Origin of the sequence: Advenella kashmirensis W13003, assembly GCF_000506985.1 — a bacterium.
GTDB classification, from domain to species: Bacteria; Pseudomonadota; Gammaproteobacteria; order Burkholderiales; family Burkholderiaceae_B; genus Advenella; species Advenella kashmirensis_A.
The window spans coordinates 1,592,965-1,617,596 of sequence record NZ_KI650979.1 but is presented as its reverse complement, the minus strand read 5'-3'; the positions used below and the strand labels follow the sequence as shown (position 1 = coordinate 1,617,596).

Annotated in this window: 21 protein-coding genes; 10 read left to right on the top strand and 11 right to left on the bottom strand. The window is 57.6% G+C overall.

Annotated features, from left to right (window positions below):
• Window positions 1-352: 352 nt before the first annotated feature.
• Complete coding sequence (locus W822_RS31495; protein WP_024004577.1) at window positions 353-2,527, bottom strand: malate synthase G; 2,175 nt, start codon at window positions 2,525-2,527, stop codon at window positions 353-355.
• Between the two features lie 179 nt (window positions 2,528-2,706).
• Here W822_RS31495 and W822_RS31490 point away from each other — a divergent pair, with 179 nt between their 5' ends.
• On the top strand, window positions 2,707-4,545 hold the full coding sequence (locus W822_RS31490; RefSeq protein WP_155848094.1) for a UvrD-helicase domain-containing protein: 1,839 nt from the start codon (window positions 2,707-2,709) through the stop codon (window positions 4,543-4,545).
• 121 nt (window positions 4,546-4,666) lie between these two features.
• Here W822_RS31490 and W822_RS31485 read toward each other — a convergent pair whose 3' ends face one another.
• Window positions 4,667-5,440, bottom strand: a complete 774-nt coding sequence (locus tag W822_RS31485) for a ferredoxin--NADP reductase (protein ID WP_024004575.1) — start codon at window positions 5,438-5,440, stop codon at window positions 4,667-4,669.
• A 165-nt stretch (window positions 5,441-5,605) separates the two neighbouring features.
• Between W822_RS31485 and W822_RS31480 the strand changes: the two genes are divergently transcribed.
• Window positions 5,606-6,868 (top strand): MdfA family multidrug efflux MFS transporter, encoded by a 1,263-nt coding sequence (locus W822_RS31480; protein WP_051401642.1) that lies wholly within the window; start codon window positions 5,606-5,608, stop codon window positions 6,866-6,868.
• An 85-nt stretch (window positions 6,869-6,953) separates the two neighbouring features.
• Here W822_RS31480 and W822_RS31475 read toward each other — a convergent pair whose 3' ends face one another.
• Complete coding sequence (locus tag W822_RS31475; RefSeq protein WP_024004573.1) at window positions 6,954-7,733, bottom strand: TlpA disulfide reductase family protein; 780 nt, start codon at window positions 7,731-7,733, stop codon at window positions 6,954-6,956.
• Window positions 7,734-7,880: 147 nt separating this feature from the next.
• On the opposite strand from W822_RS31475, the gene W822_RS31470 reads away from it, so the two are divergent.
• The 6 genes from W822_RS31470 (at window position 7,881) to W822_RS31445 (ending at window position 14,025) form a co-directional block, all read left to right on the top strand.
• Window positions 7,881-8,897 (top strand): ABC transporter ATP-binding protein, encoded by a 1,017-nt coding sequence (locus W822_RS31470; protein WP_051401641.1) that lies wholly within the window; start codon window positions 7,881-7,883, stop codon window positions 8,895-8,897.
• Complete coding sequence (locus W822_RS31465) at window positions 8,894-9,826, top strand: ABC transporter permease (RefSeq protein ID WP_024004571.1); 933 nt, start codon at window positions 8,894-8,896, stop codon at window positions 9,824-9,826. Before W822_RS31470 ends, W822_RS31465 begins: the two co-directional genes overlap by 4 nt.
• Entirely contained in the window at window positions 9,823-10,776 is a 954-nt protein-coding gene (locus tag W822_RS31460; protein WP_024004570.1) for an ABC transporter permease, read from the top strand. The genes W822_RS31465 and W822_RS31460 overlap by 4 nt, the downstream gene beginning before the upstream one ends.
• Window positions 10,777-10,778: 2 nt before the next feature.
• Window positions 10,779-11,813, top strand: a complete 1,035-nt coding sequence (locus W822_RS31455) for an ABC transporter ATP-binding protein (RefSeq protein ID WP_301280270.1) — start codon at window positions 10,779-10,781, stop codon at window positions 11,811-11,813.
• Between the two features lie 121 nt (window positions 11,814-11,934).
• Complete coding sequence (locus W822_RS31450) at window positions 11,935-13,518, top strand: peptide ABC transporter substrate-binding protein (RefSeq protein ID WP_155848093.1); 1,584 nt, start codon at window positions 11,935-11,937, stop codon at window positions 13,516-13,518.
• Between the two features lie 18 nt (window positions 13,519-13,536).
• A complete protein-coding gene (locus tag W822_RS31445) occupies window positions 13,537-14,025 on the top strand; it encodes a GNAT family N-acetyltransferase (protein ID WP_024004567.1) in 489 nt (162 codons plus the stop codon).
• A gap of 63 nt (window positions 14,026-14,088) precedes the next feature.
• Here W822_RS31445 and W822_RS31440 read toward each other — a convergent pair whose 3' ends face one another.
• Entirely contained in the window at window positions 14,089-14,799 is a 711-nt protein-coding gene (locus W822_RS31440) for a glutathione S-transferase family protein (protein ID WP_024004566.1), read from the bottom strand.
• A 239-nt stretch (window positions 14,800-15,038) separates the two neighbouring features.
• Here W822_RS31440 and W822_RS0123410 point away from each other — a divergent pair, with 239 nt between their 5' ends.
• On the top strand, window positions 15,039-15,353 hold the full coding sequence (locus tag W822_RS0123410; RefSeq protein ID WP_024004565.1) for a glycine zipper 2TM domain-containing protein: 315 nt from the start codon (window positions 15,039-15,041) through the stop codon (window positions 15,351-15,353).
• Between the two features lie 141 nt (window positions 15,354-15,494).
• Here the strand turns inward: W822_RS0123410 and W822_RS31435 are convergent, their stop codons facing one another.
• The 3 genes from W822_RS31435 to W822_RS31425 form a co-directional block, all read right to left on the bottom strand.
• Complete coding sequence (locus W822_RS31435; protein ID WP_024004564.1) at window positions 15,495-15,707, bottom strand: cation transporter; 213 nt, start codon at window positions 15,705-15,707, stop codon at window positions 15,495-15,497.
• Between the two features lie 57 nt (window positions 15,708-15,764).
• A complete protein-coding gene (locus W822_RS31430; RefSeq protein WP_031242403.1) occupies window positions 15,765-16,529 on the bottom strand; it encodes a metallophosphoesterase family protein in 765 nt (254 codons plus the stop codon).
• 189 nt (window positions 16,530-16,718) lie between these two features.
• The gene (locus W822_RS31425) at window positions 16,719-19,214 is read right to left on the bottom strand and encodes a penicillin acylase family protein (RefSeq protein ID WP_024004562.1); all 2,496 of its coding nucleotides are present in this window, start codon (window positions 19,212-19,214) and stop codon (window positions 16,719-16,721) included.
• 185 nt (window positions 19,215-19,399) lie between these two features.
• Between W822_RS31425 and W822_RS31420 the strand changes: the two genes are divergently transcribed.
• The gene (locus W822_RS31420; protein WP_024004561.1) at window positions 19,400-20,164 is read left to right on the top strand and encodes an IclR family transcriptional regulator; all 765 of its coding nucleotides are present in this window, start codon (window positions 19,400-19,402) and stop codon (window positions 20,162-20,164) included.
• 142 nt (window positions 20,165-20,306) lie between these two features.
• Here the strand turns inward: W822_RS31420 and W822_RS31415 are convergent, their stop codons facing one another.
• From W822_RS31415 to W822_RS0123405, 4 genes are all read right to left on the bottom strand, one after another.
• Window positions 20,307-21,473 (bottom strand): acyl-CoA dehydrogenase family protein, encoded by a 1,167-nt coding sequence (locus W822_RS31415; protein ID WP_024004560.1) that lies wholly within the window; start codon window positions 21,471-21,473, stop codon window positions 20,307-20,309.
• A 48-nt stretch (window positions 21,474-21,521) separates the two neighbouring features.
• The gene (locus W822_RS31410) at window positions 21,522-22,778 is read right to left on the bottom strand and encodes a CaiB/BaiF CoA transferase family protein (RefSeq protein WP_253272250.1); all 1,257 of its coding nucleotides are present in this window, start codon (window positions 22,776-22,778) and stop codon (window positions 21,522-21,524) included.
• Between the two features lie 2 nt (window positions 22,779-22,780).
• Entirely contained in the window at window positions 22,781-23,740 is a 960-nt protein-coding gene (locus tag W822_RS31405; protein WP_024004558.1) for a Bug family tripartite tricarboxylate transporter substrate binding protein, read from the bottom strand.
• Window positions 23,741-23,840: 100 nt separating this feature from the next.
• Entirely contained in the window at window positions 23,841-24,281 is a 441-nt protein-coding gene (locus W822_RS0123405) for a cupin domain-containing protein (protein ID WP_081724313.1), read from the bottom strand.
• Between the last annotated feature and the right edge of the window lie 351 nt (window positions 24,282-24,632).

The following is a 24,632-nucleotide window of genomic DNA, read 5'->3' as shown; positions in this document are numbered from 1 at the left end:
GTAGGCAGCTAAAATGTCAACCGTGTGTCTCGTCATCAAGGCAAATGCAACAGGACATGTCGGAAGGTATCGGCGCCCGCCGCAAACGCGCATGAGGCTTACGGTTTGAGTAATCGAAGATGCGTTTTGTCGGCTTCTTTCACAAACTGTTTACTTCCTGGTCATTCCCAGAACGTGGCATCGGCGCATCGCGATTGAAATAGAAACCGCTTTTAGTCACGGTTGCTATAACCGGTCACCATCATGTCTGCGACCATTAAACGGCAGGCAAAGAAAAACCGGCCCCTGGGGGCCGGTTTGAGGCTCAGGCACGCGAGCCGCAGGAATCGGGCACGCGACCTTGAATCAGGCTTTACTTGATGCCGTACTGTTTCTTGGCCTGCTGGCGCCATTGGTGCAGCAACGGTTCCGTATAGCCATTGGGCTGCGACACGCCTTTGAACACCAGATCGCATGCCGCCTGGAAGGCAGGCGAGGTATCAAAGTTGCCGACCATCGGACGATACAGGGCATCGCCCTCATTCTGCTTGTCGACCACGCCGGCCATGCGCTTCATGGTTTCCATGACCTGCTCTTCGGTTACCACGCCATGACGCAGCCAGTTGGCCATATGCTGGCTGGAGATCCGCAGCGTTGCGCGGTCTTCCATCAGGCCCACATTATGAATGTCGGGCACTTTGGAGCAGCCGATGCCCTGGTCGACCCAGCGCACCACGTAACCCAGAATGCCCTGGGCATTGTTATCCAGTTCCTGCTGCTTGTCCGCATCTGACCAGTCCGTGTTGTCTGCCACCGGAATGGTCAGCAATTCATCCAGACGCTCTTCGGTATCGTTTTTCATGCTGTTCTGCACCGCGACTACATCGGTTTGATGGTAGTGGAGCGCGTGCAGGGTTGCTGCCGTAGGTGAAGGCACCCAGGCGGTATTGGCACCGGCTTTCAACTGCGCGCCTTTTTGCGCCAACATATCCGCCATCAGATCGGGCATGGCCCACATGCCCTTGCCGATCTGCGATTTCCCCTGCAGCCCGCAAGCCAGGCCAAACAGCACGTTGCGTTTTTCGTAGGCATCGATCCAGGAAGATTTTTTCATCTCGCCCTTGCGGATCATGGCGCCCGCTTCCATGGAGGTATGCATTTCGTCGCCGGTACGATCCAGAAAACCGGTGTTAATGAACACCACCCGATCGGCTGCCGCAGCGATACTGGCCTTCAGGTTGGCGCTGGTACGACGCTCTTCATCCATCACGCCCATTTTGATGGTGTTGGGCGCCAGGCCCAGCAATTGCTCGGTGCGACCAAACAGTTTGTCGGCAAACGCCACTTCATCGGGGCCGTGCATTTTGGGTTTGACGATATAAATCGAGCCTTCGCGCGAATTGCCGCCTTCGCGTTGCAGATCGTGCATGGCGACCAGGCTGGTAAAGACTGCGTCCAGGATGCCTTCCGGCGTTTCGTTGCCGTCCTTGTCCAGAATGGCGGGGTTGGTCATCAGGTGACCCACGTTACGGATGAACATGAGCGAGCGACCGGGCAAGCTGGCCGGTTTACCATCCTTGCCGATGTACTCGCGGTCAGGATTGAGCTTGCGGGTAAAGGTCTTGCCGTTCTTGCTCACTTCTTCTGCCAGCGTGCCGTTCATCAGCCCCAGCCAGTTGCGATAAACCAGTACCTTGTCTTCGGCATCCACCGCCGCGATAGAGTCTTCGCAATCCATGATGGTGCTCAGGGCAGCCTCAAGCAGTACATCCTTGACGCCGGCCTTGTCCTGCTTGCCGATCGGATTCGTTTTGTCGATCTGGATTTCGAAGTGCAGCCCGTTCTGACGGAATACCAGCGCTTCAGGCGCAGCCGCATCGCCGCGATGGCCCAGGTAGAGTTCGGGATCAGCCAGTGCGGTTTTGCTGCCATCGGCCAGCGTGACCGCCAGCGCACCGTTTTCCGCGACATATGCCGTGGCATCCTTGTGCGAGCCGGTTTTCAGCGGAATGGTCTGGTCCAGAAAGTCGCGGGCAAACGCAATGACTTTTTCACCGCGCTTGGGGTTGTAGCCGCCATCGCGGGTTGCGCCATCGTCTTCGCTGAGCGCATCGGTGCCATACAGGGCATCATACAGGCTGCCCCAACGGGCATTGGCCGCATTCAGCGCATAGCGGGCATTGGTAATGGGCACCACCAGCTGCGGTCCGGCCTGATTGGTAATCTCATAGTCGACCTTGCTGGTATTGACTTGCACGGTGGCCGGCGCCTCTTTCAGATAGCCGATTTCCTTCAGATAGTCTTTATAGGCCTGCATGTCGGCGATTTTGCCGGGATGCTGGCGGTACCATTCATCCAGCTTGGCCTGAAGACGGTCGCGTTCCGCCAGCAGCGCCTTGTTTTCCGGTGCCAGGTCATTGATGAGCGCATCCAGGCCCGCCCAGAAGGCCTCGGCGTCCACGCCGGTGCCCGGAAGGGCTTCCTGGTCAATGAAGTTTTTCAGCACGGTGGCGATCTGAAGGCTGTGAACCTGGGTACGGTCGGTCATATTGGCTCCTGAAGAATAAATTGTTGCTCTGCGGCGCAGCGGACCGAAATTTGGCCGCTCCTGCCCCTGATTATTGCTATTATGACGACTCCCGATGGCCTCCTCAAGACAGCTTGCAGTCATTTGAGAATTTACTTTCGGTACACAATAAACGCTTTGATTTTTTATTTATTTTCAATATGACACGTTCGCCCCTGCTTTTCGAACAATACGCAGATCGCGCCCTGCTGATCGAAGGGGTCGCCGGCAGCGGCAAAACCACCCTGATCGCGCAGGAAGCGCAGCAATGCGTGACACAGGGCCGCACATTGCTCGTCACTTTCAGCCGTGCCGGGCGCGACGTGCTGCAGCAATACATGCGTGCACGCGACGTGGATCCGGTGGCCAATGCAAATCTGCATATTTTCACCATTGACGGGCTGGCCCATTTTTTGTTGCGCCGGCTCGGTGACGAACGCTATGTACTGGATCGCCAGGCAGTTGTGACCGGTTTGCTGCCCGAGCTGGTCAGCGAAGTTTGCCAAAGCCTGCAGGATCCGTCTGAAGAAGATGAGGCCCTGCAATTGCAGGCGCCGGCCCTGTCGCTTGAGTCCATGGAAAAACTGATGGCCGATCTGGATTATTACCGGGCATCACTGGCCTGGCAGGCCGAATTTGACGAAGACGAACAGGCGGCCTTCGGCGACGGCCTGCATCATCCGCCCGCATTGGTCCGGGCCGTTTTCCACCGTTACGACGCCTTGCGCGCGCACTGGAAGCCCGAAGCAGAAGAACCGGACGAGACTTTGCTGGACCCGGCCTATAAACCCGAACGCGACAAAGGCATGTACGGTTTTCGGCTGGTATCCGAAGCCACATATGATCTGATCGAAGCGCTGGACAATGGCGCGACGCTTCCGCCCAATGCTGCGGCCTACCGTTATGTACTGATTGATGAATTTCACGATACCACGCCATTGCAACTGCAATTGCTGTCGCGTGTCGCGGCAGGTGCCCGGCGGCTGATGGCAGTCGGTGACCGCTACCAGACCATTTTTGCCTGGCGCGGCGCCAATACCGAGCTGGTCTTTGACGCTTTCGTCCAGACGTTTTCGGCCAAACGCATCGGCAGCCTGACCAGCTATCGTTTCGGGCCCGAACTGGCGACGCTGGCCGCGGAATTGACCCAGCGGGCCATTCGCTCAGGCAGTCCGCTGGACACGCCAGTGATGCATTGCAAGGGAGACTGGCAGGACGCCGCGGCACTCGCCCCGCTTGCCCGGCAAACCATCGTGTGTCGCCACGGTCCGGACCGCATCCGCGCCGCGTTCTCGCTCTTGTGCGATGCGCCGCCCACGCTCAAACTGGCATGGTCGCTGACGACCACCCCTGCCATGGGTGTTGCTACCTTTCTGTACGCCTTGCGCCACCCTCAGACCACTGCGCCGCTGCGTACGCTTTCGCTGGCCGTGCAGCAGTTCTGCTCACTACCCGGCTGCCTGACGCCTGATACCGCCCGCGAACTGGGTCAGAGCCGGCTGACGCCGGCCAGCCTGCGCATGTTTGTGGAAAACTGGGTTGCCGCGCGAGAACCGGTATTCGGCCCCAGTCTGAACCGGGCCCTGCAGACGTGGCTGACCGGGTCCGGCGCGCCGGACATGGCCGCCAGCGATGCCCTGCGGCAATTTGCGCAGCAGGCTGATCTGTTCAGAAACGGGAACGCGCCACAGCGACTGCTGGACGATTCGCTACTCTATGGCTGGCGGGGATTGCTGGCCTATCTGGACCAACATCGCTGGACCATGCGGGACTGGCCCGCCGTGATGGCCGCCATGGCTGCACGCTGCAGCACGCGGGGCGGTGTCCCGCTGCTGACGGTCACCGAAGCCAAAGGGCATGAATATGATCACGTGCTGGTCTACGACACGGCAGACAAAACATTTCGCAGCCAGACCGATGCGCCGGATGTCGAGCGCAATCGCTATTATGTAGCCTGCACCCGGGCGCGCAAATCGCTCACTCTGTATCGGCCAGTCTGAGTCTTCGCGATGTCCGCAAGGCGACGCCGAACGGCCTTGGGGCGGGCATAGACTTGTTCCCGCCCATGACTGACTTCCCGGACACGAGCAGAATAGCAATGCAGAGAACCAGGCGCCCCTGTTACTGCTCGGCAAACGCCCGTTCGATGACGAATGCACCAGGCCGTGAGGTATTGCCTTCTCCGAAACCACGCCGCTCCAGTGCCGTTTTCAGGTCCCGCAGCATTTCAGGACTGCCGCAAATCATGGCGCGATCGGTTTCCGGGTTCAGTTCGGGCACGCCCAGATCGTGAAACAGCTTGCCTGAATCGATCAGGGCGGTGATGCGGCCTTCGTTGCGAAACGCTTCGCGCGTCACGGTAGGGTAATACTTGAGCTTTTGCGACACCATCTCGCCCAGGAACTCGTGTTTGGGCAATTCGTTCGTAATATAGTCGTGATAGCACAACTCGTTTACGAAACGTACCCCGTGCACCAGAATGACCTCATCAAACCGCTCATAGGTTTCGGGATCGCGGATCAGGCTCATGAACGGCGCCAGCCCCGTACCGGTGGCCAGCATGTACAGGCGCTTGCCGGGAAGCAGGTAATCAACCAGCAGTGTGCCGGTTGGCTTGCGACCAATGATAATCGAATCGCCCACCTTGATATGCTGCAGGCGCGACGTGAGCGGGCCGTCAGGCACCTTGATGCTCAGAAACTCCAGATGATCTTCGTAGTTTGCACTGGCAATACTGTATGCGCGCAGCAAAGGCTTGCCGTTGACCGGCAGGCCGATCATGGTGAAATGCCCGTTGGAGAAACGCAATGCCTGATCACGGGTGGTGGTAAAGCTGAACAGTCTATCTGTCCAGTGGTGAATACTAAGGACTTTGCCTTCCAAAAATGCGGCCATCGAGAAACGTACCTTCAGGGGAATAAATAACAGAATGGACAATTATCGCCATTGTACTAGGGACAAGGCTTGTCACTGATCAAAGAACCTTTTATTTTAGTGGTTAAATCTCCGCGACACAGTCTGATTGGTATAATTCGCGTCATCTTCCAGGTTGTCCTCTCCATGTCCTCATCCTCGCGCAAACCGTCCGATAAGCGGATTATTACCCTTTCCATGCTGCTGTTCCCGCTGGCCATGGTTCTGTTTGAACTGTCCGCCTATATCGGCAACGACATGGTTCAGCCTGCCATGCTCACCATTACCGCCGAATACGGGGTAGATGACGCCTGGGTCGCCTCGTCCATGTCCCTCTATATATTGGGCGGCGCCTGTCTCACCTGGTTGATCGGCCCCCTGTCTGATCGCTACGGACGGCGTCCCGTCATGTTGTGGGGCGTGCTGTATTTTATTGCCGCCAACTTTCTGATTTTGCTGGCCCCCACGATCGAGTGGTTCATGTTCCTGCGGTTTTTACAGGGCATGGGCCTGTGTTTCATCGCCGCTGTGGGTTATGTGAGCATCCAGGAAGCGTTCGAAGAGCTGACCGCCATTCGTGTGATGGCGCTCATGGCCAATATCTCCATGGTCGCCCCCCTGCTGGGACCTTTGGCCGGCGCAGCGCTCATCAGTGTCGTGTCATGGCACTGGGGTTTTGTGATTATCGCCTCGCTGGCCGGTATCGGGCTGATCGGTCTGTTTCTGCATATGCCCGAAACAGTCAACCTGGCGCTGCCCAAGCAGCCCCCGGCCCAAATCTGGCGGCAGTACAAAGGCGTGCTGAAAAACGGCCTGTTCATGCAACTGACGCTTTATTTTCCGCTGATCGTGCTCCCCATGCTGGTCTGGATCGGCTTGTCGCCCGTTTTCCTGATCAAGGATATGGGCATGACCAATATGGGCTATGGCCTGTCCCAGCTGCCCATTTTTATCAGCCTGATCATCGGCAATCTGATGCTGGCCCGGTATGCGCCGCGTTTTCCGGTAGGGCAGTCGGTTTATTTTTCCATTCCCATCATGATCGCCGGCGGCGTGCTGCTGATCCTGGGCGGCATGTTTCCCAGGTTTGAATATGCCGGACTGGTCGGCGGACTGGCGCTATCGGCGTTCGCCCAGGGCATTACGTTTGCCGTCCTGTACCGCTTTACCCTGATGGCATCCGATCAGCCCAAGGGGGTGGTTGCTGCGGTCATGAGCCTGATTATGATGCTGATGCAGGCGGTAGGCATTGAGCTGTTCAAGCTGGTTTATGTTCACTGGGGCCTGGCTGCCCTGTGTATCATGAATGGCCTGCTGATGCTGATTTTTGCGGCGCTCACCCCACCGCTGATGCGCAAGGCCATGCGTATCGCAACACCTGGGCCGGCACCGGCGACCCCCGCAAGCTGACCTGTCGCAGAGGGCTTTGGGGACTGGTACTGCGCTGCGGCCTGCAAGCCCGGGGGGGGCCCCGATGTGCCTGCAGGCATCGTGGCTACAACCCGTCGAGCTTGTCACCCAGCACTTCCCGGCTGATTTCACCCACCTGGGTGTCCCGCAAGGCGTTGTCATTGAAGAACAGGGTCGTGGGCAGACCACGCGTTTTAAATTGTGCAGACAACGTTGACTGCGGGTCCAGCTGTATCCAATCGGCCATATCCAGCCCCTCCTGCTGCAAATAACGGCGAATCGTCTGTTCCGACTCGCCCTGGTTCACGAACACGAACCGCACATCGGGGTTATTTTTTGCAGCCTGAGCCAGCATGGGCATTTCGCGGCGGCACGGACCGCACCAGGTGGCCCACAGATTGATGACAACCTTCTGGTCTTTCAGGTCCTGCAAATTATGCTGTCCTGCATTCAGCCCCGCCAGACTTGTTGCAGGCAGCGGCTGGGCCACCGGCCCCGGCACCAGCCACGCCAGCGCAACCATGAGCACTCCCGTGCCCGCAAGCAGTCCGCCGCCGATCGCCCTCAGGCGCCAGCCCTGCAACAGCACCAGGGAGACCAACGCGCCGGCAGCGGCCCAGGCCACGTCAAAGCCCCCCTGCCAGAAATAGAACATGCGCCAGGGTTCCAGCAGAAAACTGTCCAGGTGACGCCAGACAAAGCCCATGCGGGCAAAGGCAAGCACCAACAGCATGGCCAGCCAGGGCCAGCGATCAAATTGCGGACTGACCCGGCGTGTAAGGATGGCGCAGGCAACCAGCAGCGCAACCACACCTGCCATCACCGCCAGCACCAGGGGCGCAAAGAAAAAAGGGCCTATTGCCATGAAAAGTCACCATGCCGGAAAATCTGTAAAAATCGCAGACATCATAGCATCAGGGGTAACTGCAATAGCCCCGCTGGCGCTTTGCATATAATATCGACACTATCATCCATATCGCGCCGGCCCATGCCGGCAGTCTTTTATCTTCGAATGACTATTTTGTCCGCCCCACCCGCAGCGCCCCAGGTCGATTCCCCCGTTCTGGTTTCGGTGCGCAACCTGAAAAAAGTGTTCGACCTGGGCAGACAGCAATATGTCCATGCCGTCAATGGCGTGTCCTTTGACATTCACGAAGGCGAAACCCTGGGACTGGTAGGCGAGTCCGGCTGCGGTAAATCCACGACCGGGCGCAGCGTGCTGGGACTTTACGAACCGACAGCAGGACAGGTCACCTTTCGCGGGCAGGATATCCATAGCCTGAAAGGTCAGGCACGGCGCCAGGTGCAGCGCGATATGCAAATGATTTTCCAGGACCCGTATGCCAGTCTGAACCCGCGCGCCAGCGTGTTCGACCTGATCGCCGAGCCGCTGGAGATTCATGGTCTGCACCGGAACAAAAAGGAAAAGGCCGAACGCATCGCCATGTTGCTTGAGGAAGTGGGCTTAAGTGCCGCCTTCGCACGACGTTATCCGCATGAGTTTTCCGGTGGGCAACGTCAGCGCATTGGTATTGCACGGGCGCTCGCGCTGGAGCCGGCCTTTATCGTGGCCGATGAACCCATCTCCGCTCTGGACGTATCCATCCAGGCGCAGATCGTCCAGTTGTTGCAACGCCTGCAGCAGGAACGCAAACTCACGTTTCTGTTCATCGCCCACGATCTTTCCATGGTTCAATACGTCTCGGACCGGGTAGGCGTGATGTATATGGGATATATGGCAGAGCTGGCGCCCAGTCGCGAACTCTATCACAACCCGCTGCATCCCTACACACAGGCGCTGCTGTCGGCGATTCCCGTTCCGGATCCGCAAAAACAACGACATCGCGCCTGCCAGATCCTTCGCGGCGAGTTGCCCAGTCCGCTGGCGCCCACTATCGGCTGCGCCTTCAAAACCCGCTGCCCCCGCGCCATGCCCGCCTGTCATACCGAAGCGCCCGTCTGGCGCGAGCACGCCCCCGGCCACTTTGCCGCCTGTCATGCGCTGGACGCCCAAGAGGCGCGCTCATGAAAAAATATATTCTGACCCGCTTCCTGCTGATGCTGGGTACGATTTTCATCATCGCCACCCTGACATTTGTGCTTATGCACCTGATCCCCGGCACGCCGTTCGATCAGGAGCGCCAGACCAGTGCCGCTGTGCAGGACAATCTGCGTGCCTTCTACAAGCTGGACCAGTCCCTGCCCGTGCAGTATCTGCATTATCTCAAGGCCATTGTCACCTTTGATTACGGCCCTTCCATCTCCAATCCGGACACCACCGTGAATACGTTGCTGGCCCGCGGGTTTCCGGTGTCATTTGAACTGGGCCTGATGGCCCTGGTGCTGGCTACACTGTCGGGCATTGCCTTTGGCACCCTTGCCGCCTTGCGGCATAACCGGCTGATCGACCGCCTCGTCATGGCGATCGCCGTCGTGGGTATCTCCATTCCCAATTTCGTTCTGGCGACCTTGCTGATCCAGGAGCTGTCCGTGGGGCTGGGATGGTTCCCCGCCGCCACCTGGCGCACTCCCTGGCACAAGGTGCTGCCGGTTATTGCACTGGCCGTGACGCCCATGGCGATCCTGGCCCGCATTACCCGCTCCAGCATGCTGGACGTGCTGACCCAGGACTACATCACCATGGCCAGGGCCAAGGGGCTGTCGCCCTGGCGCGTGGTCATCCGGCATGGCCTGCGCAATGCGCTGCTGCCCGTAATCACGCTGCTCGGCACGCTGGCCGCCTCCATTCTGACCGGCACCTTTGTGATCGAGAAAATCTTCGCCATTCCCGGCATGGGTCGTTATTTCGTGGACTCCATCAGCACCCGCGATTATCCCGTCATTATGGGGACCACCGTCTTCTATAGCGCCATTCTTGTTTTCATGCTGTTCCTGGTGGATATTGCCTACGGCCTGCTTGATCCGCGCATTGCACTGCACCGCAAGGGACGATCATGAACCAGGACACAAAAACCGAAGACATCGCAGCCCTGCCGATTGAGTTGTTCGAGCCCGCACCCGCAAGCACACAGACCTCGCACCAACCGATGCGACCCTCGGTGTCTTACTGGCATAGTGCCTGGTTGCGCCTGCGTGACAACCCGGCGGCCCTCGCCGGCCTGCTGTTTCTGATTGTACTGATCGTGATGGCGATTTTCGCTCCCATGCTGTCGGTCTGGTCGGTCACGGCGCAGGATCTGAAAAGCCAGAATATGCCCCCTTCGTCACTGCATTGGTTCGGCACGGATGATCTGGGTCGTGATATTTTTGTGCGCACCTGGTATGGGGCACGTATTTCCCTGTTCGTCGGGTTGATGGCGGCGCTGATCGATTTTGTGATTGGCGTGACCTATGGCGGCTATAGCGGCTATAAGGGTGGCAAAACCGATATCGCGATGATGCGTGTGCTGGAAGTGCTTTACGGCCTGCCCTACCTGCTGGTTGTCATTCTGCTGATGGTGGTCATGGGACCCAGTCTGCTGACCATTATCATCGCCCTGACCATTACCGGCTGGATCAGCATGGCCCGGCTGGTGCGTGGCCAGGTATTGCAATTGAAAAACCAGGAGTATGTCACGGCGGCCCGTTCTTTCGGCGCGAGTACCGCGCACGTGATTCGTCGTCACCTGCTGCCGAACGCCATGGGCCCGATTCTGGTCCAGATGACTCTGACGGTACCCAGCGCCATTTTTGCCGAAGCCTTCCTGAGTTTCCTGGGACTGGGCGTACAGGCGCCCTACGCCAGCTGGGGGGTCATGGCCAACGACGCACTGGGCGTCATTCTGTCCGGCGACTGGTGGCAGCTGTTTTTTCCGGCGCTGTTCATTTCACTGACCATGTTCGCCTTCAATGTCGTGGGTGACGGCCTGCAGGATGCCCTGGATCCGCGACTGGGGAAAGGGAAATGACCGTGAAGCCGAAACCTGTTGACATGCCTGCGCCTGCGGGCCAGAGCGACAATCCCCCGTTACTGGCGATTCGCGATCTGTCGCTGCGCTTTCGTACCTATGGCGGATATGTTCACGCCCTGCGCCAGGTGTCACTGCATATTGCTCGCGGTGAAACCCTGGCCATCGTGGGAGAGTCGGGTAGCGGCAAATCCGTCACCAGCCAGGCCATCATGGGCCTGTTACCCCGGTCGACGGCTCAGATCACCGGCGGGAGCATTCTCTTTGAAGAGCGTGAGCTGACAACCTTAAAGCCGGCGCAATGGCGCCAATTGCAGGGGCGGCGCATCGCGCTGATATTCCAGGACCCCATGACCGCGCTGAACCCGACGCTGACCATTGGTGAACAGATGACCGAGGGCGTACGACGCCATCTGCACTATACGGTGTCCCAGGCCCGCGACAAAGCTATCCAGATGCTTGAACTGGTAGGGATTTCCAGCCCCGAACAACGACTGCGACAATTTCCGCACGAGTTGTCCGGCGGCATGCGCCAGCGCATTGTCATCGCCATCGCACTGATGTGCGACCCTGATCTGCTGATCGCCGACGAGCCGACGACCGCGCTGGATGTGACCATCCAGGCGCAGATCCTGGCGCTGTTTGCCGACATCCAGGCGCACACCGGCGTTGCCATCATGCTGATCACGCACGACCTGGGCGTGGTCGCCGGCATTGCAGACCGGGTGACGGTCATGTACGCGGGACAATGCGTCGAAACGGCCGATGTGCATACGCTGTTTTCTGACCCGGCTCATCCGTATACGCAGGCGCTGCTGGCCTCGGTGCCGCGGCTGGATATGCCTGCCGCCAGTCTCAAGGCCATTGCAGGGCAGCCACCCGACTTGTTTGCCCCGCCTGCAGGCTGCGCCTTTGCGGCACGCTGCGCTCACGCGCTGCGCGTATGCTCGCAAATCGAACCACCTGTGACCGGCCTGTCAGATCAGGGCTGGGTGCGCTGCTGGCTGCAGGATCCCCGGGCGCCGCGTCCGGCGTAAGAGGCCCCGGCGGCCATGCCAGGTTGACATTCAGGACACGTTTCTGCCCACGAACAGGCTATTTTCAGGTATGTTTTCATTCATCGGATTCCTTCGGGAATCGCTCTGTCTGGAAATTGCCATGAACAAAATGCTGTCTGCAACCATGCTCGCCCTTAGTCTGGGCATGACCGTCCCCACCCTGTCCCATGCCGAGAAAGTCCTGCATCTGAATAATGTGGAAGAACCCTCGTCCCTTAACCCGGCGCTTGGCCTGAACCTGATTTCCTGGGAACCACTCAATAACCTGATGGAAGGGCTGGTCCGCCTGGATGAAAAACACAATGCCGTGGCAGCAGCAGCGGAAAAATGGGATGTCTCTGAAGACGGCAAGACGTATACTTTTCACCTGCGCAAAAACGCCAAGTGGTCCGATGGCGCTCCCGTGACCGCAGGCGACTTTGTCTATGGCTGGACGCAGTTGCTGACGCCTGCCACGGCCTCGCCGGCAGCCTTTTTGCTGTACGACATTGCCGGCGCGCAGGATTTCAATGCGGGCAAGGCCCAGGCCGACGCGCTGGGCATTCGCGCGCTGGATGACTTTACTTTGCAGGTGACCCTGAATGCGCCCAGCCTGTCGTTTCTGAATATTCTGACCAACCCGGGTTTTGCGCCGGTCAACCGCAAGGTGGCGCAAGCCAACCCCAAATGGCATACCGAAGCGGCCACGTATGTCAGTAACGGACCGTTTCTGCTGAAGGAATGGAATCACGCCAGTAATATGCGTTTTGAAAAAAATCCCAACTACTGGGATAAAGACGCCGTCAAGCTGGACGCCGTAGACTGGGTCATGATCAATGATCTCAATACCAGTTACCAGATGTTCCGCACCGGTGAACTGGACGCAACGCCTTCTCCCCTGCCCGCCGCTCTGTACGACAAGGTCAAGGACAGCAAGGAGTTCATGACCGTGCCGCAAGCCGGTGTTTATTTCTACCGCTTCAACACCAAAATGCCGCCGTTTCAGAATGCCGACATCCGCCGGGCGTTCGCACTGGCCGTTAACAGGCAGGATATCGTCGATTATGTGGTTAAACAGGGACGCCGCGCCGCCGATGCCTTCGTCAGCCCGGGCTTTACCGGCCCTGACGGCAAAGACTTCTATGAAACAAGTCATGGTTTTGTCAAAACCGATGCCGCCCAGGCCAAGGCGCTGCTGAAAAAAGGCATGGATGCCGAAAAATACACGACCCTGCCGCCCGTCACGCTCAGTCACATCAACAACCCGGACGATCGCAAAATTGCACAGGCGCTGCAGGCTATGTTCAAGGAAGCCCTGGGGGTCGACGTCCAGTTGCAGGGTATCGAAAGCAAGGTCTTTTATACGCAGCAGCGCAGCGGCAAGTTGCAGTTTTCACGCAGTTCCTTTACCAACGACTACGCCGATCCCTATAACGCGCTGGAGAGCTTTGTCAGCCATTCCAGCATGAACCGCACGGGCTGGTCGAATACAGAATATGACGAACTGATTAAAAGCGCCAGAACCCAGACCGACGCGGCCAAACGTTGGGAATTGTTGCAAAAATCACAACAAGTGTTGTTTGCTGACATGCCTATTTTCCCATTGTTCTTCTACAATCAGGGCTTCATGCAAAAAACCGGTGTCTCGGGCATTCTGCGACACCCGGTTGGTTATATCGACCTGAAAACGGCAGACATTCAATAAAGCAGACGAGGGCCTACCATGTATGATGTTGTAACGGCGGATCTTGACAATCCTGACCATGCCAGTGCTGTTCTGACCGTACTTAACACCTATGCATCCGACCCCATGGGCGGCGGTGAACCCCTGTCGCCCTACACGCAAAAAAACCTGATTGCATCGCTCAAAAAACGCAGCAATATCTACACCATCCTGGCTTTCGACAACCAGGAACCCATCGGCATCGCCCTGTGTTTCGAAGGGTTTTCAACCTTCGCCTGCAAGCCGCTGCTGAATATTCATGACTTTGCCGTTGTCCCCGCCTATCGCGGTAAGGGCGTAGGCGGGCAGTTGCTGGCCAGGGTCAAGCAACTGGCGCGCAACCTGGGCTGCTGCAAAATCACGCTTGAAGTGCTCGAAGGCAACATCCCCGGCAAGGCGCTGTATGCGAGCCAGGGATTTGAGCTCTACACCCTGGGGGGACAAACCGGCCACGCCGTCTTCATGCAGTGCCCGATAGAGAGTAACTGACCCGGTCACCCCGGGCAGCACACTCCGATCCGGCCCGGTTCGTATGGTCAGGCCTGCGCCGGGTCAGGCAGGGGCGTATTGCGTTGCAGACGAGTGAATCTGGCGCGTGATCGGTCCGGCCACTTCTACATAGGCATCAATCAGCCTGGTAAACCACGTTCCCACGGCGGAGTCGTCTTTCCAGAATTGAAATCCGTATACCCAGCTGAAAATCAGATGGCTGACGACGACAAAGTCTGTTGCACCTGGCTGCTCCCCGTCAAGATAGGGTACATGCTTCAGTTGTGCTTCCAGGGCGGCCAGCGCCTTGTGTGCATCCGCGCCCGAGGCCGTGGCATGAAACTGCTCCAGTGTCGTGCCGAAGCGCTGTTCGCGACTCTCCCGGAAATAGCCCTTTGCCTTCTCGGGCTGGGCTTCAAAGATCGCCAGCAATGATGGCTTGAAGGTCACCGGCGTAATGTGGCGCAGGATCAATTCGTTGATGAATCGAACCCGAGCCCGACCGGTTTCGGTATCCAGTCCGAGGGGCGACTGCGGGTAGGTGCGATCGAGATACGCCAGAATATCCAGGCTCTCTGATACGACGGTGTCGTCATCGGTCAGCACGGGGACCAGTTTGGAACCCGAAAAGGCAATTTTGTCCTTATCCATGAAAGTAATGGGCACAGACTCAAAAGGCACTCGCTTATGCGCCAGAGCCAGCCGCACACGCCAGCAATAAGGGGAAAAAACCAGATCGGGATCGCTGGCACACAGTTCATAAAGCCGGATCATCTTGTCTCCTTTCTAATACATAGGGGATGGGGGAATACGTTCAAACCAGTGCCCAAAAACGGCTATTCTGGCGGCAATTTCATGCAGTTTGTCGCAACCGGTCCACAACCTCTGGCACCCTAAACTTTCAATCCATTTCCAAACGGTGCCGGCAGCTATTTTTCGATACATTTGCTTGCCATCGGTACTAACAAAGCGACTATGATAGCCACATCACTACTGCATAAGGAGAGTTTACTATGACCTCGCAAATGATAAAAAAAGTCTGTCTTGTGGCCCTCATGGGGGCCGTTCTGGCCGGATGTTCTACCCGCCACCCGAACCGTGACCTGGGTACGGTAGGTGGCGCAGCGCTGGGCGGTGGCGCCGGCTACGCCCTGTCTGACGGCAGCCCGCTGGCGACACTGGGTGGCGCCGCACTGGGCGGTCTGGTCGGTAATCAGGTCTTTAAAGACAGCGATGATCGCTATGACCGAGGCCGCCGCCACTATCGCGACCGCGGTGACCGTGGATATCGCCGTTACCATGACCGTCACGACCGTCGCTGGCGTTAAGGGCTGACCAGCCCCCTGCCGCACAGTCGCTGATCAGAAGCAGCACACAATCGCCACGGTGCCACATCGGCCCGTGGCGATGTCATATGCGGCCCGTATTTACGCCGGGCCTGTGGCTGCCGTTTTAGGGCTTCCCGGCTATCAGGCTTTCAGCACGTATCCTGCATCTTTGACTGTATCGGCCAGTTGCTGCGCAGTCACGTTATCATCGGCCACGATATCTGCCGAAGCGCCTTCCAGACTGACCTGAGCCGACACAACGCCGGGCACCGATTCCAGCGCCTGCCTGACATGCGCGACACACTTGTCACACGTCATTCCTTCCACCCGGGCCTTGATTACATTCGTACTCATGATGCTCTCCTGCTGTTGACATTTGGGTTGAATTTTTTACCTATATCATAGCCCGTTTCACGCATCGGATTTGACCTGCAGCTCGGGCAACGCCGCGACCCGGTCTTCTCCGGTACCATCCAGCTCGCCTTCGCGGATCGTAGTCCCGTCGCCATCGAGCACCCCTCTTAAGCCCACGGCATGCGTGGAGAAGCCAAGACGCTCAAAGTGTGCGGAATAGTCATAATGGTCGTGATGATGTCCGTGAAAGACGCGAGATACGCCCAGCCGCGTTGCCAGGCTATCGAGCACGGCAAAACCGTAGCGATTGCATGAAGGCGCCTCGTGCAGCACCAGGATGTCGGCTTGTTCCTGCATCAACGCTTCATAATCACAGGGAAAAATCGAACTGCGGTGACGCAGCCGATCGCCCCTGCCGCTTGCACCTGCCTTCAACACACTGTGCGCCTCGTAATCCTGTGGGGAATAAAAGCGCCAGAATGGTCGCGCGGGATTCCAGATGGTGCCGCGAAACACGCCCCCCAGACCGGCGATGCGCACGCCGTGAATATCAACAACACGGCCGTGCAGATTGCGATCGGCAAACTCGGAGTCGAAAAGATTCCGATAAATGGCCGGACTGTCGGTGTCATGGTTGCCATGAATCCACCAGATATCGGTCAGATCGCGAATCTCCCGCAAAATCTCATGCAACGGCTCGTGAGCCTGGATATCGCCCAAAAACACGACTGCATCGGGCTTGCCGGACTCAACGACTTCCCGGCAGTGGTCAAAACCGCCATGTGTATCGCCAAAAAAGAAAATGCGCGCTTTCGCATTCATGACTGCACCCGGGAGATCGCAAAATAGCAACAAGCATTGGGCCCTGGCAAGCATCTCGCTCAGCAGGGCAATCCTCGTCCATTTTACGCACAAACCTGTGACACTAGATACAGATTCGACAGCGAACAGGGCCTTTGGTTCTGTCGGCCCCCGGGTTATGGCGACCCTGTTCACATGCGGGGATGGTGATCAGTTCTTTCCTGGCTCGAACTTGAGCACTTTAACGGTGTTTTCCTTGACTTTCTCCTTGCTGAAAGTCAATGGAATATATTCGCCTTTGGCCCATAATGGCGCCAGATCGCGATAGCCGGGCTGGCGACTGTCACCGGATTGCCCCGGGGTGTTGATCACCCTGGAACCGTCCCACTGCCCGACATCCAGCACCATGCGAAATGACGCGCCCGAGGTCAGGTTATAGCTTTTTTCACCATAACTGGTTGCCATTGGCGTGTAGGCTGAGCCCCCTATGGGGCCGGCGTTCACATTGAAGGTTTTTTTCTCTTCATCCGACAGCAGCGCATTCATGGGATGCAAAAACACAGCCTGATGCAGCGTTCCCCATTTCCAGGCTTGCGGATCTGCGCCCAGTTTGTCGCTGACCTCGGCCACCGCCTGCTTGAGCGAATCGAGCATAATCTCATCGCGTTCGGCCGGCGTAAACCATCCTTCAGGCTTTTCGATCACATCCAGCACCCGTTCCGGATCACCCAGGCCAATCATTTTTGCAATCTCGGGATCAAACGCGCGTTCCACGACTGCGCGGCGCAGGTAACGACTGAACCACACTTCAAAAATGGCGGCCTCGGCACTGTCCGCTGTCTCCAGGCCATCCCATTTCTGCAGCATGGCCACGACCGGCTTGAGTTTTTCATCATCGGTGCTGATCTGCTTGAGCACTGCGACAGTTCGGATGGCTGGCAAAGAGGTTTTGTCGTTCTGCCATGCTTCGGAATCGGCGACAGACGACTTGTCTTTCGCGCCAATGATTGCCTTGAGCCGCTTCGCCCGGAAATCACTGCTCCACTCATAGCCTACGCCCTTTTTGAACGCAGGATGATCCGGCGGAATATTATTTTCATTGGCCGTCACGATATAGCCCGCCTGCGGATTATGCAGGCTGGGCAACTCGTCCATGTCACGATAACCGTCCCATTCGTAACGTCCGTCGCCCGGCACCGGGGTGAGCCCGTCCCAGCTGCGCTTGACGGTGAGCCCGCCGGGCATCCACGCAATATTGCCGCTGCGATCTGCATAGACCTGGTTTTCACCCGGCGCGCCCCAGCGATTCATCGCTGCCTTGAACTCATCCCAATTGGTGGCCCGCATGTAGTCCATGGAGCCAAAGTAGGGCGCCATGCCCAAATCCAGCCAGGCCGCACGCAGCGCCCAGGCGCGGTGCGCGGTGTCGTCCTGGTACAGGATCGGGCCGTGCCGCGTGAAATGCAGGGTCACTTTTTGCACAGGGCCGCCCTTGACTTCAATCTCTTCCTCTACAGTTTCCATGGGCTCCCAGCGCCCTTTGTATTTGTATTCGTTCTTGTTTTCAGGATTGATTTCATACTGGTACATATCCTCCTGATCCATATAGAAGCGGGTCAGGCCAAAACCGATTTCGTCATTATGGCCGATCGAAATGCCGGGCAAAAACGGCTCGCCGGCGCCAATCACGGACAGACCGGGCGCACTCAGGTGACTTATATAACGCAAGCTCGGCGCGCCATGGGAGCGATGCGGGTCGTTTGCCAGAATCGGCCTGCCGGTCGTTGTCCGCTTGCCGTCAATCACCCAGTTGTTCGAGCCCAGTCCTCTTTCTGTATCGCTATCGTTGTCCACCACGTTATATAGCGCGGCGACAGGCGAACCGGTTGGCGCCACCGGGGACGCGCTCGCCGATTGCTGCGCAGGCGGCGTCGCCGTTGGCTTGGCATTATCGGACGCCGGTGGGAGCTTTGTCAGTTTTGGTGTTGCCGTGGCCTGGTCATAGGCGTCTTTTATTTTCTGGACCGGTATCGCACACGGATCCAGACCGTCGACCAGCGCCGGATCAATCGTAGGACTCAGCTCGCGGCGCAGCCAGTCGGCCTTGACCGGATCGTCCTTGACTTTGCAAAACACCTGGGCGCGATCCAGCTCATTTTTCGCATTCAGTGTCAGCCCATGATGACGTATACGCACCACGTCTTCCGGGTTCCACTGGGAGGGCTGATAACCCAGCTTCTTGAACTCCACGGGGAGCAGATCGGGGTTGGCCTGTGTCATTTTGACGTACTCATTGATACCGTCGGTAAACGCCTGGGCGACCCGCTTCGAATCGGACCCGTAGGCCAGCCACTCGCGATACATATCGCCACGAAACAGCACTGCCCGCGCCATGCGGTCGCCTTCGACATAATCGGGGCCAAAATCCTTGGCCATTTCGCCGAGCCCGCGCTTGCGCCACAAATCAATCTGAAACAGCCGATCCCGCGCGGCGTTGAATCCCTGCAGATAAAAAGCGTCATACAGTGTCTGCGCGTAAATATGCGGCACGCCCCATTTATCGATGGAAATGGAACCTGGTTTCTCCAGGCCGCTCACCGTAAACGTATCGGCATCAGTCTCTGCGGCCGTGCGTGCTGCAACGGGCATGAACGAAGCGCCGGTAAAAACGGTAGCAATGGCGACGGCCATGAATGCGCGTTTCATATCTTCTCCTTTATGTCATCTGTGTTGGTTAATTATTTTAAGCATGAACTAAAGATGTGCGGATCCCGTCCATTACTCTTTGCTCCGAGGATGGCACGAGTCCCTGTCGCAATCAAACAAAACAGTGTAAGAAAGTATGGCATCGGTTAAACTCTGCAGGTCTGTCTCACCCCGCTTTCACATTCATGAACACCACTGCCCCCGGCACCGAAAATCATCGCGTCAAAACCGCACTCAGGGTCATCGAAATTATCGAAATTTTTTCGCGTGAACAAAAACCACTGTCCCTGTCCGAACTTGCCCGCGAACTCAACGCTCCCGCCTCCAGTTGTCTGGCGCTGGTGCGTACACTACTGAGCCTGGGTTATTTATATGAAACCGCCAGACGCCAGGGCTACTATCCAACAGGACGATTGCTGGCCATGGCTCAGCGCATTACCAAGGCCGACCCCGTACTCGAACGGCTGTATCCCAGCCTGCGTGAATTGTGCGCGATCACCGGCGAAACAGTCGTGCTCGCCAAACTCACATCGCTTAATACGGTGCTCTACCTGGATGTGATCGCATCAGAAAACCCCATTCACTATGTAGCGGTGGCCGGGGAACAGAAAGAGATCCATGCCAACTCGCTGGGCAAGGCCCTGTTCTCTGCGCTCGATGAACCGGCGCAACTGGCCCTGCTTGACAAGCTGACCTTCAATAAACGCAATAACAGAACCCTGATCACACGCGAGGCGTTTCTGGAAGACATCAGACAGGGGCGGGAAAAAGGGCTGTTTACCAATCTTGGCGAATCCATGATCGACGTTGGTGCCATTGCCTGGCCGGTAACCGTATCAGGCGGCCAGTATGCCATCTCCATCGCGGGACCACTCTACCGGATCGAGGCCAACCTGCAGAACCACGCACAAAAGCTGCGCGTGATGTGTACCTTTATCGAGCAGCATTAATTTTCCGATCGGCGGCAGGTGTCTGTCGAGGCAAGCAACGAGCCATTGCAAGTGCAATTGCAATTGCAATGGCTCCCAATAATCACAACAGTAAATAATCACGACAGCAATAGCTTGCGACTACGGCCGCGCCGGATCGCCCTCAGTACGATTTGGGCAGTCCCAGCACTTTTTCAGCAATAAAACACATAATCAATTGCGGGCTGACCGGTGCAATGCGCGGAATAAAGCTCTCACGCAAATAGCGCTCAACGTGATATTCCTTCGCATAGCCCATGCCGCCCAGTGTCTGGATGGCCGTCTGGCATGACTGGAAGGCCGCTTCGGCTGCCAGATACTTCGCGGTGTTGGCATAGGCGCCGGCCGGTTCATCGGCATCATAGGCCGCAGCGGCCCGGGAGACCATCAGATCGGCCGCTTCCAACTGCATCCAGCACTGGGCCAATGGATGCTGTATACCCTGGTTCTGGCCGATAGGGCGGTTGAACACCGTACGTTCTTTTGCATATTGCACCGCCTTGTCCAGCGCCACCTGACCCAGCCCCACGGCCTCGGCCGCGATCAGAATCCGTTCCGGGTTCAGTCCATGAAGAATGTACTCGAAGCCTTTGCCTTCCTCACCCACGCGATCGCATTCGGGGATTTCCAGGCCGTCGAAAAACAGCATATTCGAATCAACCGCCTTGCGTCCAAGTTTTTCAATTTCACGCACTTCAACCTGGCTGCGATCCAGGTCGGTATAGAACAGGCTGAGCCCCTGAGTCGGCCGTGCCACCTTGTCTTTCGGCGTGGTTCGGGCCAGCAGAAGCATTTTGCTGGCGACCTGTGCAGTGGAAATCCATATTTTGCGACCATAGATGCGGTAGTGATCGCCCTGTTTTTCGGCACGCGTGGTCAATTGGGTCGTATCCAGGCCAGCATCCGGTTCCGTCACGGCAAAGCAGGCCTTGTCACGGCCTTCGATCAATGGCGGCAAGGCTCGCTTCTTAAGATCGTCCGAGCCGAAACGCACCACCGGGTTCAGGCCGAAAATATTCATATGCACGGCCGACGCGCCCGTAAAACCAGCGCCGGAGCGGGAGATGGTTTTCATCATCAGGGCCGCTTCGGTAATGCCAAGCCCTGCACCGCCGTATTCCTGAGGCATGGCGACACCGAGCCACCCGGCCTGCGCCAGTCGCTGGTAGAACGCCTCTGGGTAGTCGCCGCTGCGGTCGCATTCGAGCCAGTATTCATCATCGAAACCGCTGCACAATTGCTCAATGGCCGCCACCAGCATCTGCTGATCCTGCGAAAGTGAAAAATCCATGTTTACTCCGTCATCCAAATAGTCGTCGCGTGCCGGGATCGTGCTAACTCAATCCCTGGGTTTATCGCCCTGCCCGGCCGCTTTCAATATTGCCTGTTTCTTTTCCAGGTCCATCGGCAGATCGCCCAGCACCTCTTCGGTGTGTTCACCCAGCGCCGGTGCATGCCGGTAGAGATTCAGTGGCGTTCCCGAATACCGGCCCAGCGGCGCTGTCGTATGCACCACGCCTTCGCTGGGGTGATCGGTCTGAACAAGGTGTCCGACCGCCTTCAGGTGCGGGTCATCGGGCAGATCTTCGACGGCGTACAGTGGCGCGCAGGGAATATCATTTTCATCGAACAGCGCCAGCCAGTCGGCGGTCGTACGCGTCCTGAGCGTCGCGTCCACAAAGCGGTAGACCTCGCCTATATTGTCGGCGCGCTGCGAATGCGTGGCGAATATAGAATCGGTCATCAACTCTGCGCGACCAATGGCCGTCAGGAACTGGCGCCAGTGCCGGTCGTTGTAGATCAGCGCACTGACATAGCCATCCTGCGTCTGATAAGGCTTGCGGTGTTCGGCCAGCAGACGCGAATAACCCATGGTCTCGGCAGGCGCGTCAGCGTCGAACGTTCGGCCCCCCAGATGATCGCCCAGAATCATATGCGCCATGCCTTCAAACATGGGAATTTCGATTGACTGCCCCTCTCCGGTTGCCCGGCTGTGTATGACGCCTGCCAGGCACGCAAGGGCGGCATGCAGCCCGATCGTGCGATCGGCCAGCGTCAGCGGCGCGTAACGCGGTTCATGACCGCTATTGCGCTCGTAAAGACGGGCCACACCGGTCATACCCTGGATCAGGTCATCATAGGCAGGCTTGCCGGCGTAGGGGCCGTCATTTCCGAAACCATACGCGCCCACATAAACGATTTTCGGATTCACGGCCCTCACGGCTTCGTAGGACAGGCCCAGGCGCGCCATCGACTGCGGCCGCACGTTATACAACAGCACATCCACGTCGCGCACCAGATGCAGGCAGGCCTCGCGCCCCTCTTCGGTTTTGAGGTCCAGCACCACGGACCGTTTATTGCGGTTCAGATGCAGGTAAATAGCGCCCATGCCTGGATTACGCATGGGCCCTACCTGGCGTAGCGTGTCGCCCGCAGGCGACTCCACCTTGATCACATCCGCCCCCAGGTCTGCCATCATCTGGGTCGCAAAGGGCCCCAGAATGATGGAGGTCAGGTCCAGCACCCGTACACCGGCCAGAGGTCCGCTTCGATCTGTCCCGATGTTGCCCGCCCTGCTTTGATTGTTGTGCATCATTATTATTGAACCTCTATCCCCGCATCTTTGATCAGCTTGCCCCATAACTTGTATTGCTCCTGAACGAACGAAGCAAATTCCTGCTGGGTACCGCTGAAGGCATCAAACCCCAGGCGCGCGAGCTCAGCCTTGACCTTGTCATCACTCACGATGTCGTTAATGGTTTTGTTCAGCGCAGTCACAGCCTCTTCGCTCATATCCGCCGGACCCAGGAAGCCGTTCCAGGAATTAATGTCGAAATTATCGATACCCGCCGCTTCCATGGAAGGCAGATCGGGCAGCAATACGCTGGGCTTGGCGGTCGACACCGCCAGTGCCTTGATTTTTTTTGACTGCACAAAAGGCATGCCCGAGGTCAGGTCGGTGAACATATAGTCAACCTGGCCGCCGATCAGGTCCGTCAACGCCTGGGGCGTGCCCTTATAAGGTACGTGCAGGGTTTCGATGCCCGCAGCGTGAGACAGGGTCGCGCCGGCCACAATACCGGTGCTGTTGCCGGAGGCATAGGTCAATTTTCCCGGGCTGGCCTTGGCCTGTTTGACCAGTTCCTGCACCGAATTGAACGGCTGCTTCATATTGGCAACCAGAATGAACGGCAAATTCCCTCCGCGCGCAATGGGCGTAAAGTCCTTCAGCACATCATAGGGCACGCTTTTCTGCAACCAGGGTGCCGCCGACAGTGGCGTATTGGTGGAAATCAGAATGGTGTAACCATCGGGTTTGGAGCGCGCAACCTGCTGCGCGGCGATCGTGCCGTTGCCGCCGGGCTTGTTCTCTACAATCACCTGCTGGCCCAGGCGACTGGTTATTTCGCGGGCAAAAATGCGTCCGACCGAATCGGTGCCGGATCCGGCAGGAAACGGCACGACCATGGTAATGGGTTTGTCGGGCCAGGCCGCCGCCGTTCCGGCAACAGCCAGGGCGACCGCCCCCAGCAGACAACGAAAGGTTTTGATATTCATAATGTCTCCGGTTTATGGGTAGTTGTTTCTAGGAGCGCCAACGCCTGCCCTGCCTGGCAGACTGACGCAGGATGACACATTGACAGAGGGGATCGGACGATCAGTCGCGAATCACCCTGGCAGGATTTTCTTCGTAAGGGGGTGAGTAAATGACCAGCAGGCGTGCGGGCTCGACGCTGGTGACCGTCAGTATATGCTTTTTATCGGCTGGAAAAAAACAGCAGTCGCCTGCCTGCAGGCTGCCTTTTTCGCCGTCCATTTCAACATCGGCCGTGCCCGACAGCAGATACACCACCTGCTCGATGCCCGGGTGGGCATGGGGCAAGGCACCCTGGTTCTGCTCGATTGTTCCGACCAGTACCTCCAGGTGGCGTGCGCCGACCGTATCGGGGCCGATCAGACGCCGGTTGACCGTGCCATGATGGTTGGCAGGACTATAGCCCGGCACATCTGCCTCCCGGACGATCCAGGAACAGGCCTGTGCCTTCTTGCCGGGGTTCTGGGTCTTTTCACTGGTTGATGCTGCCTGGCTGTTTGTCATGAATGGGGTCCTGTTGAGTCGGGACGCGCGGTCCGCAATAATTTCCTAAATGTGAATTTATTTTCTCATACATGAAATTTAAAAGCTGCTAGGGATATCACTAAGGGGGGCGGTTTGCCCGACCCTGCCCATTTTGTTACAATGGGCAGGATTAGAAAAAATCATCGTTTCAATTGTGTACACCTTTCGCACATTCTGCGAAAGTGCTTTACCTGTCAATCGGGCGCCTTGCCGCCCATCTGTTTTGTTTGTATCGACGGCGCTACGTCGTTTTCCGCATACTCTTTGGCATACACAGTTATTTTTATAACCCTGTAAGACTTAAGGAGGCTACGGCCATGTTTTTAAAAC

What these genes read in the sequence shown, in the direction of transcription:
- W822_RS31495 (WP_024004577.1), bottom strand. Translation starts at nt 2,527, where the DNA reads ATGACCGACCGTACCCAGGTTCACAGCCTTCAGATCGCCACCGTGCTG.
- W822_RS31490 (WP_155848094.1), top strand. Translation starts at nt 2,707, where the DNA reads ATGACACGTTCGCCCCTGCTTTTCGAACAATACGCAGATCGCGCCCTG.
- W822_RS31485 (WP_024004575.1), bottom strand. Translation starts at nt 5,440, where the DNA reads ATGGCCGCATTTTTGGAAGGCAAAGTCCTTAGTATTCACCACTGGACA.
- W822_RS31480 (WP_051401642.1), top strand. Translation starts at nt 5,606, where the DNA reads ATGTCCTCATCCTCGCGCAAACCGTCCGATAAGCGGATTATTACCCTT.
- W822_RS31475 (WP_024004573.1), bottom strand. Translation starts at nt 7,733, where the DNA reads ATGGCAATAGGCCCTTTTTTCTTTGCGCCCCTGGTGCTGGCGGTGATG.
- W822_RS31470 (WP_051401641.1), top strand. Translation starts at nt 7,881, where the DNA reads ATGACTATTTTGTCCGCCCCACCCGCAGCGCCCCAGGTCGATTCCCCC.
- W822_RS31465 (WP_024004571.1), top strand. Translation starts at nt 8,894, where the DNA reads ATGAAAAAATATATTCTGACCCGCTTCCTGCTGATGCTGGGTACGATT.
- W822_RS31460 (WP_024004570.1), top strand. Translation starts at nt 9,823, where the DNA reads ATGAACCAGGACACAAAAACCGAAGACATCGCAGCCCTGCCGATTGAG.
- W822_RS31450 (WP_155848093.1), top strand. Translation starts at nt 11,935, where the DNA reads ATGAACAAAATGCTGTCTGCAACCATGCTCGCCCTTAGTCTGGGCATG.
- W822_RS31445 (WP_024004567.1), top strand. Translation starts at nt 13,537, where the DNA reads ATGTATGATGTTGTAACGGCGGATCTTGACAATCCTGACCATGCCAGT.
- W822_RS31440 (WP_024004566.1), bottom strand. Translation starts at nt 14,799, where the DNA reads ATGATCCGGCTTTATGAACTGTGTGCCAGCGATCCCGATCTGGTTTTT.
- W822_RS0123410 (WP_024004565.1), top strand. Translation starts at nt 15,039, where the DNA reads ATGACCTCGCAAATGATAAAAAAAGTCTGTCTTGTGGCCCTCATGGGG.
- W822_RS31435 (WP_024004564.1), bottom strand. Translation starts at nt 15,707, where the DNA reads ATGAGTACGAATGTAATCAAGGCCCGGGTGGAAGGAATGACGTGTGAC.
- W822_RS31430 (WP_031242403.1), bottom strand. Translation starts at nt 16,529, where the DNA reads ATGAATGCGAAAGCGCGCATTTTCTTTTTTGGCGATACACATGGCGGT.
- W822_RS31425 (WP_024004562.1), bottom strand. Translation starts at nt 19,214, where the DNA reads ATGAAACGCGCATTCATGGCCGTCGCCATTGCTACCGTTTTTACCGGC.
- W822_RS31420 (WP_024004561.1), top strand. Translation starts at nt 19,400, where the DNA reads ATGAACACCACTGCCCCCGGCACCGAAAATCATCGCGTCAAAACCGCA.
- W822_RS31415 (WP_024004560.1), bottom strand. Translation starts at nt 21,473, where the DNA reads ATGGATTTTTCACTTTCGCAGGATCAGCAGATGCTGGTGGCGGCCATT.
- W822_RS31410 (WP_253272250.1), bottom strand. Translation starts at nt 22,778, where the DNA reads ATGATGCACAACAATCAAAGCAGGGCGGGCAACATCGGGACAGATCGA.
- W822_RS31405 (WP_024004558.1), bottom strand. Translation starts at nt 23,740, where the DNA reads ATGAATATCAAAACCTTTCGTTGTCTGCTGGGGGCGGTCGCCCTGGCT.
- W822_RS0123405 (WP_081724313.1), bottom strand. Translation starts at nt 24,281, where the DNA reads ATGACAAACAGCCAGGCAGCATCAACCAGTGAAAAGACCCAGAACCCC.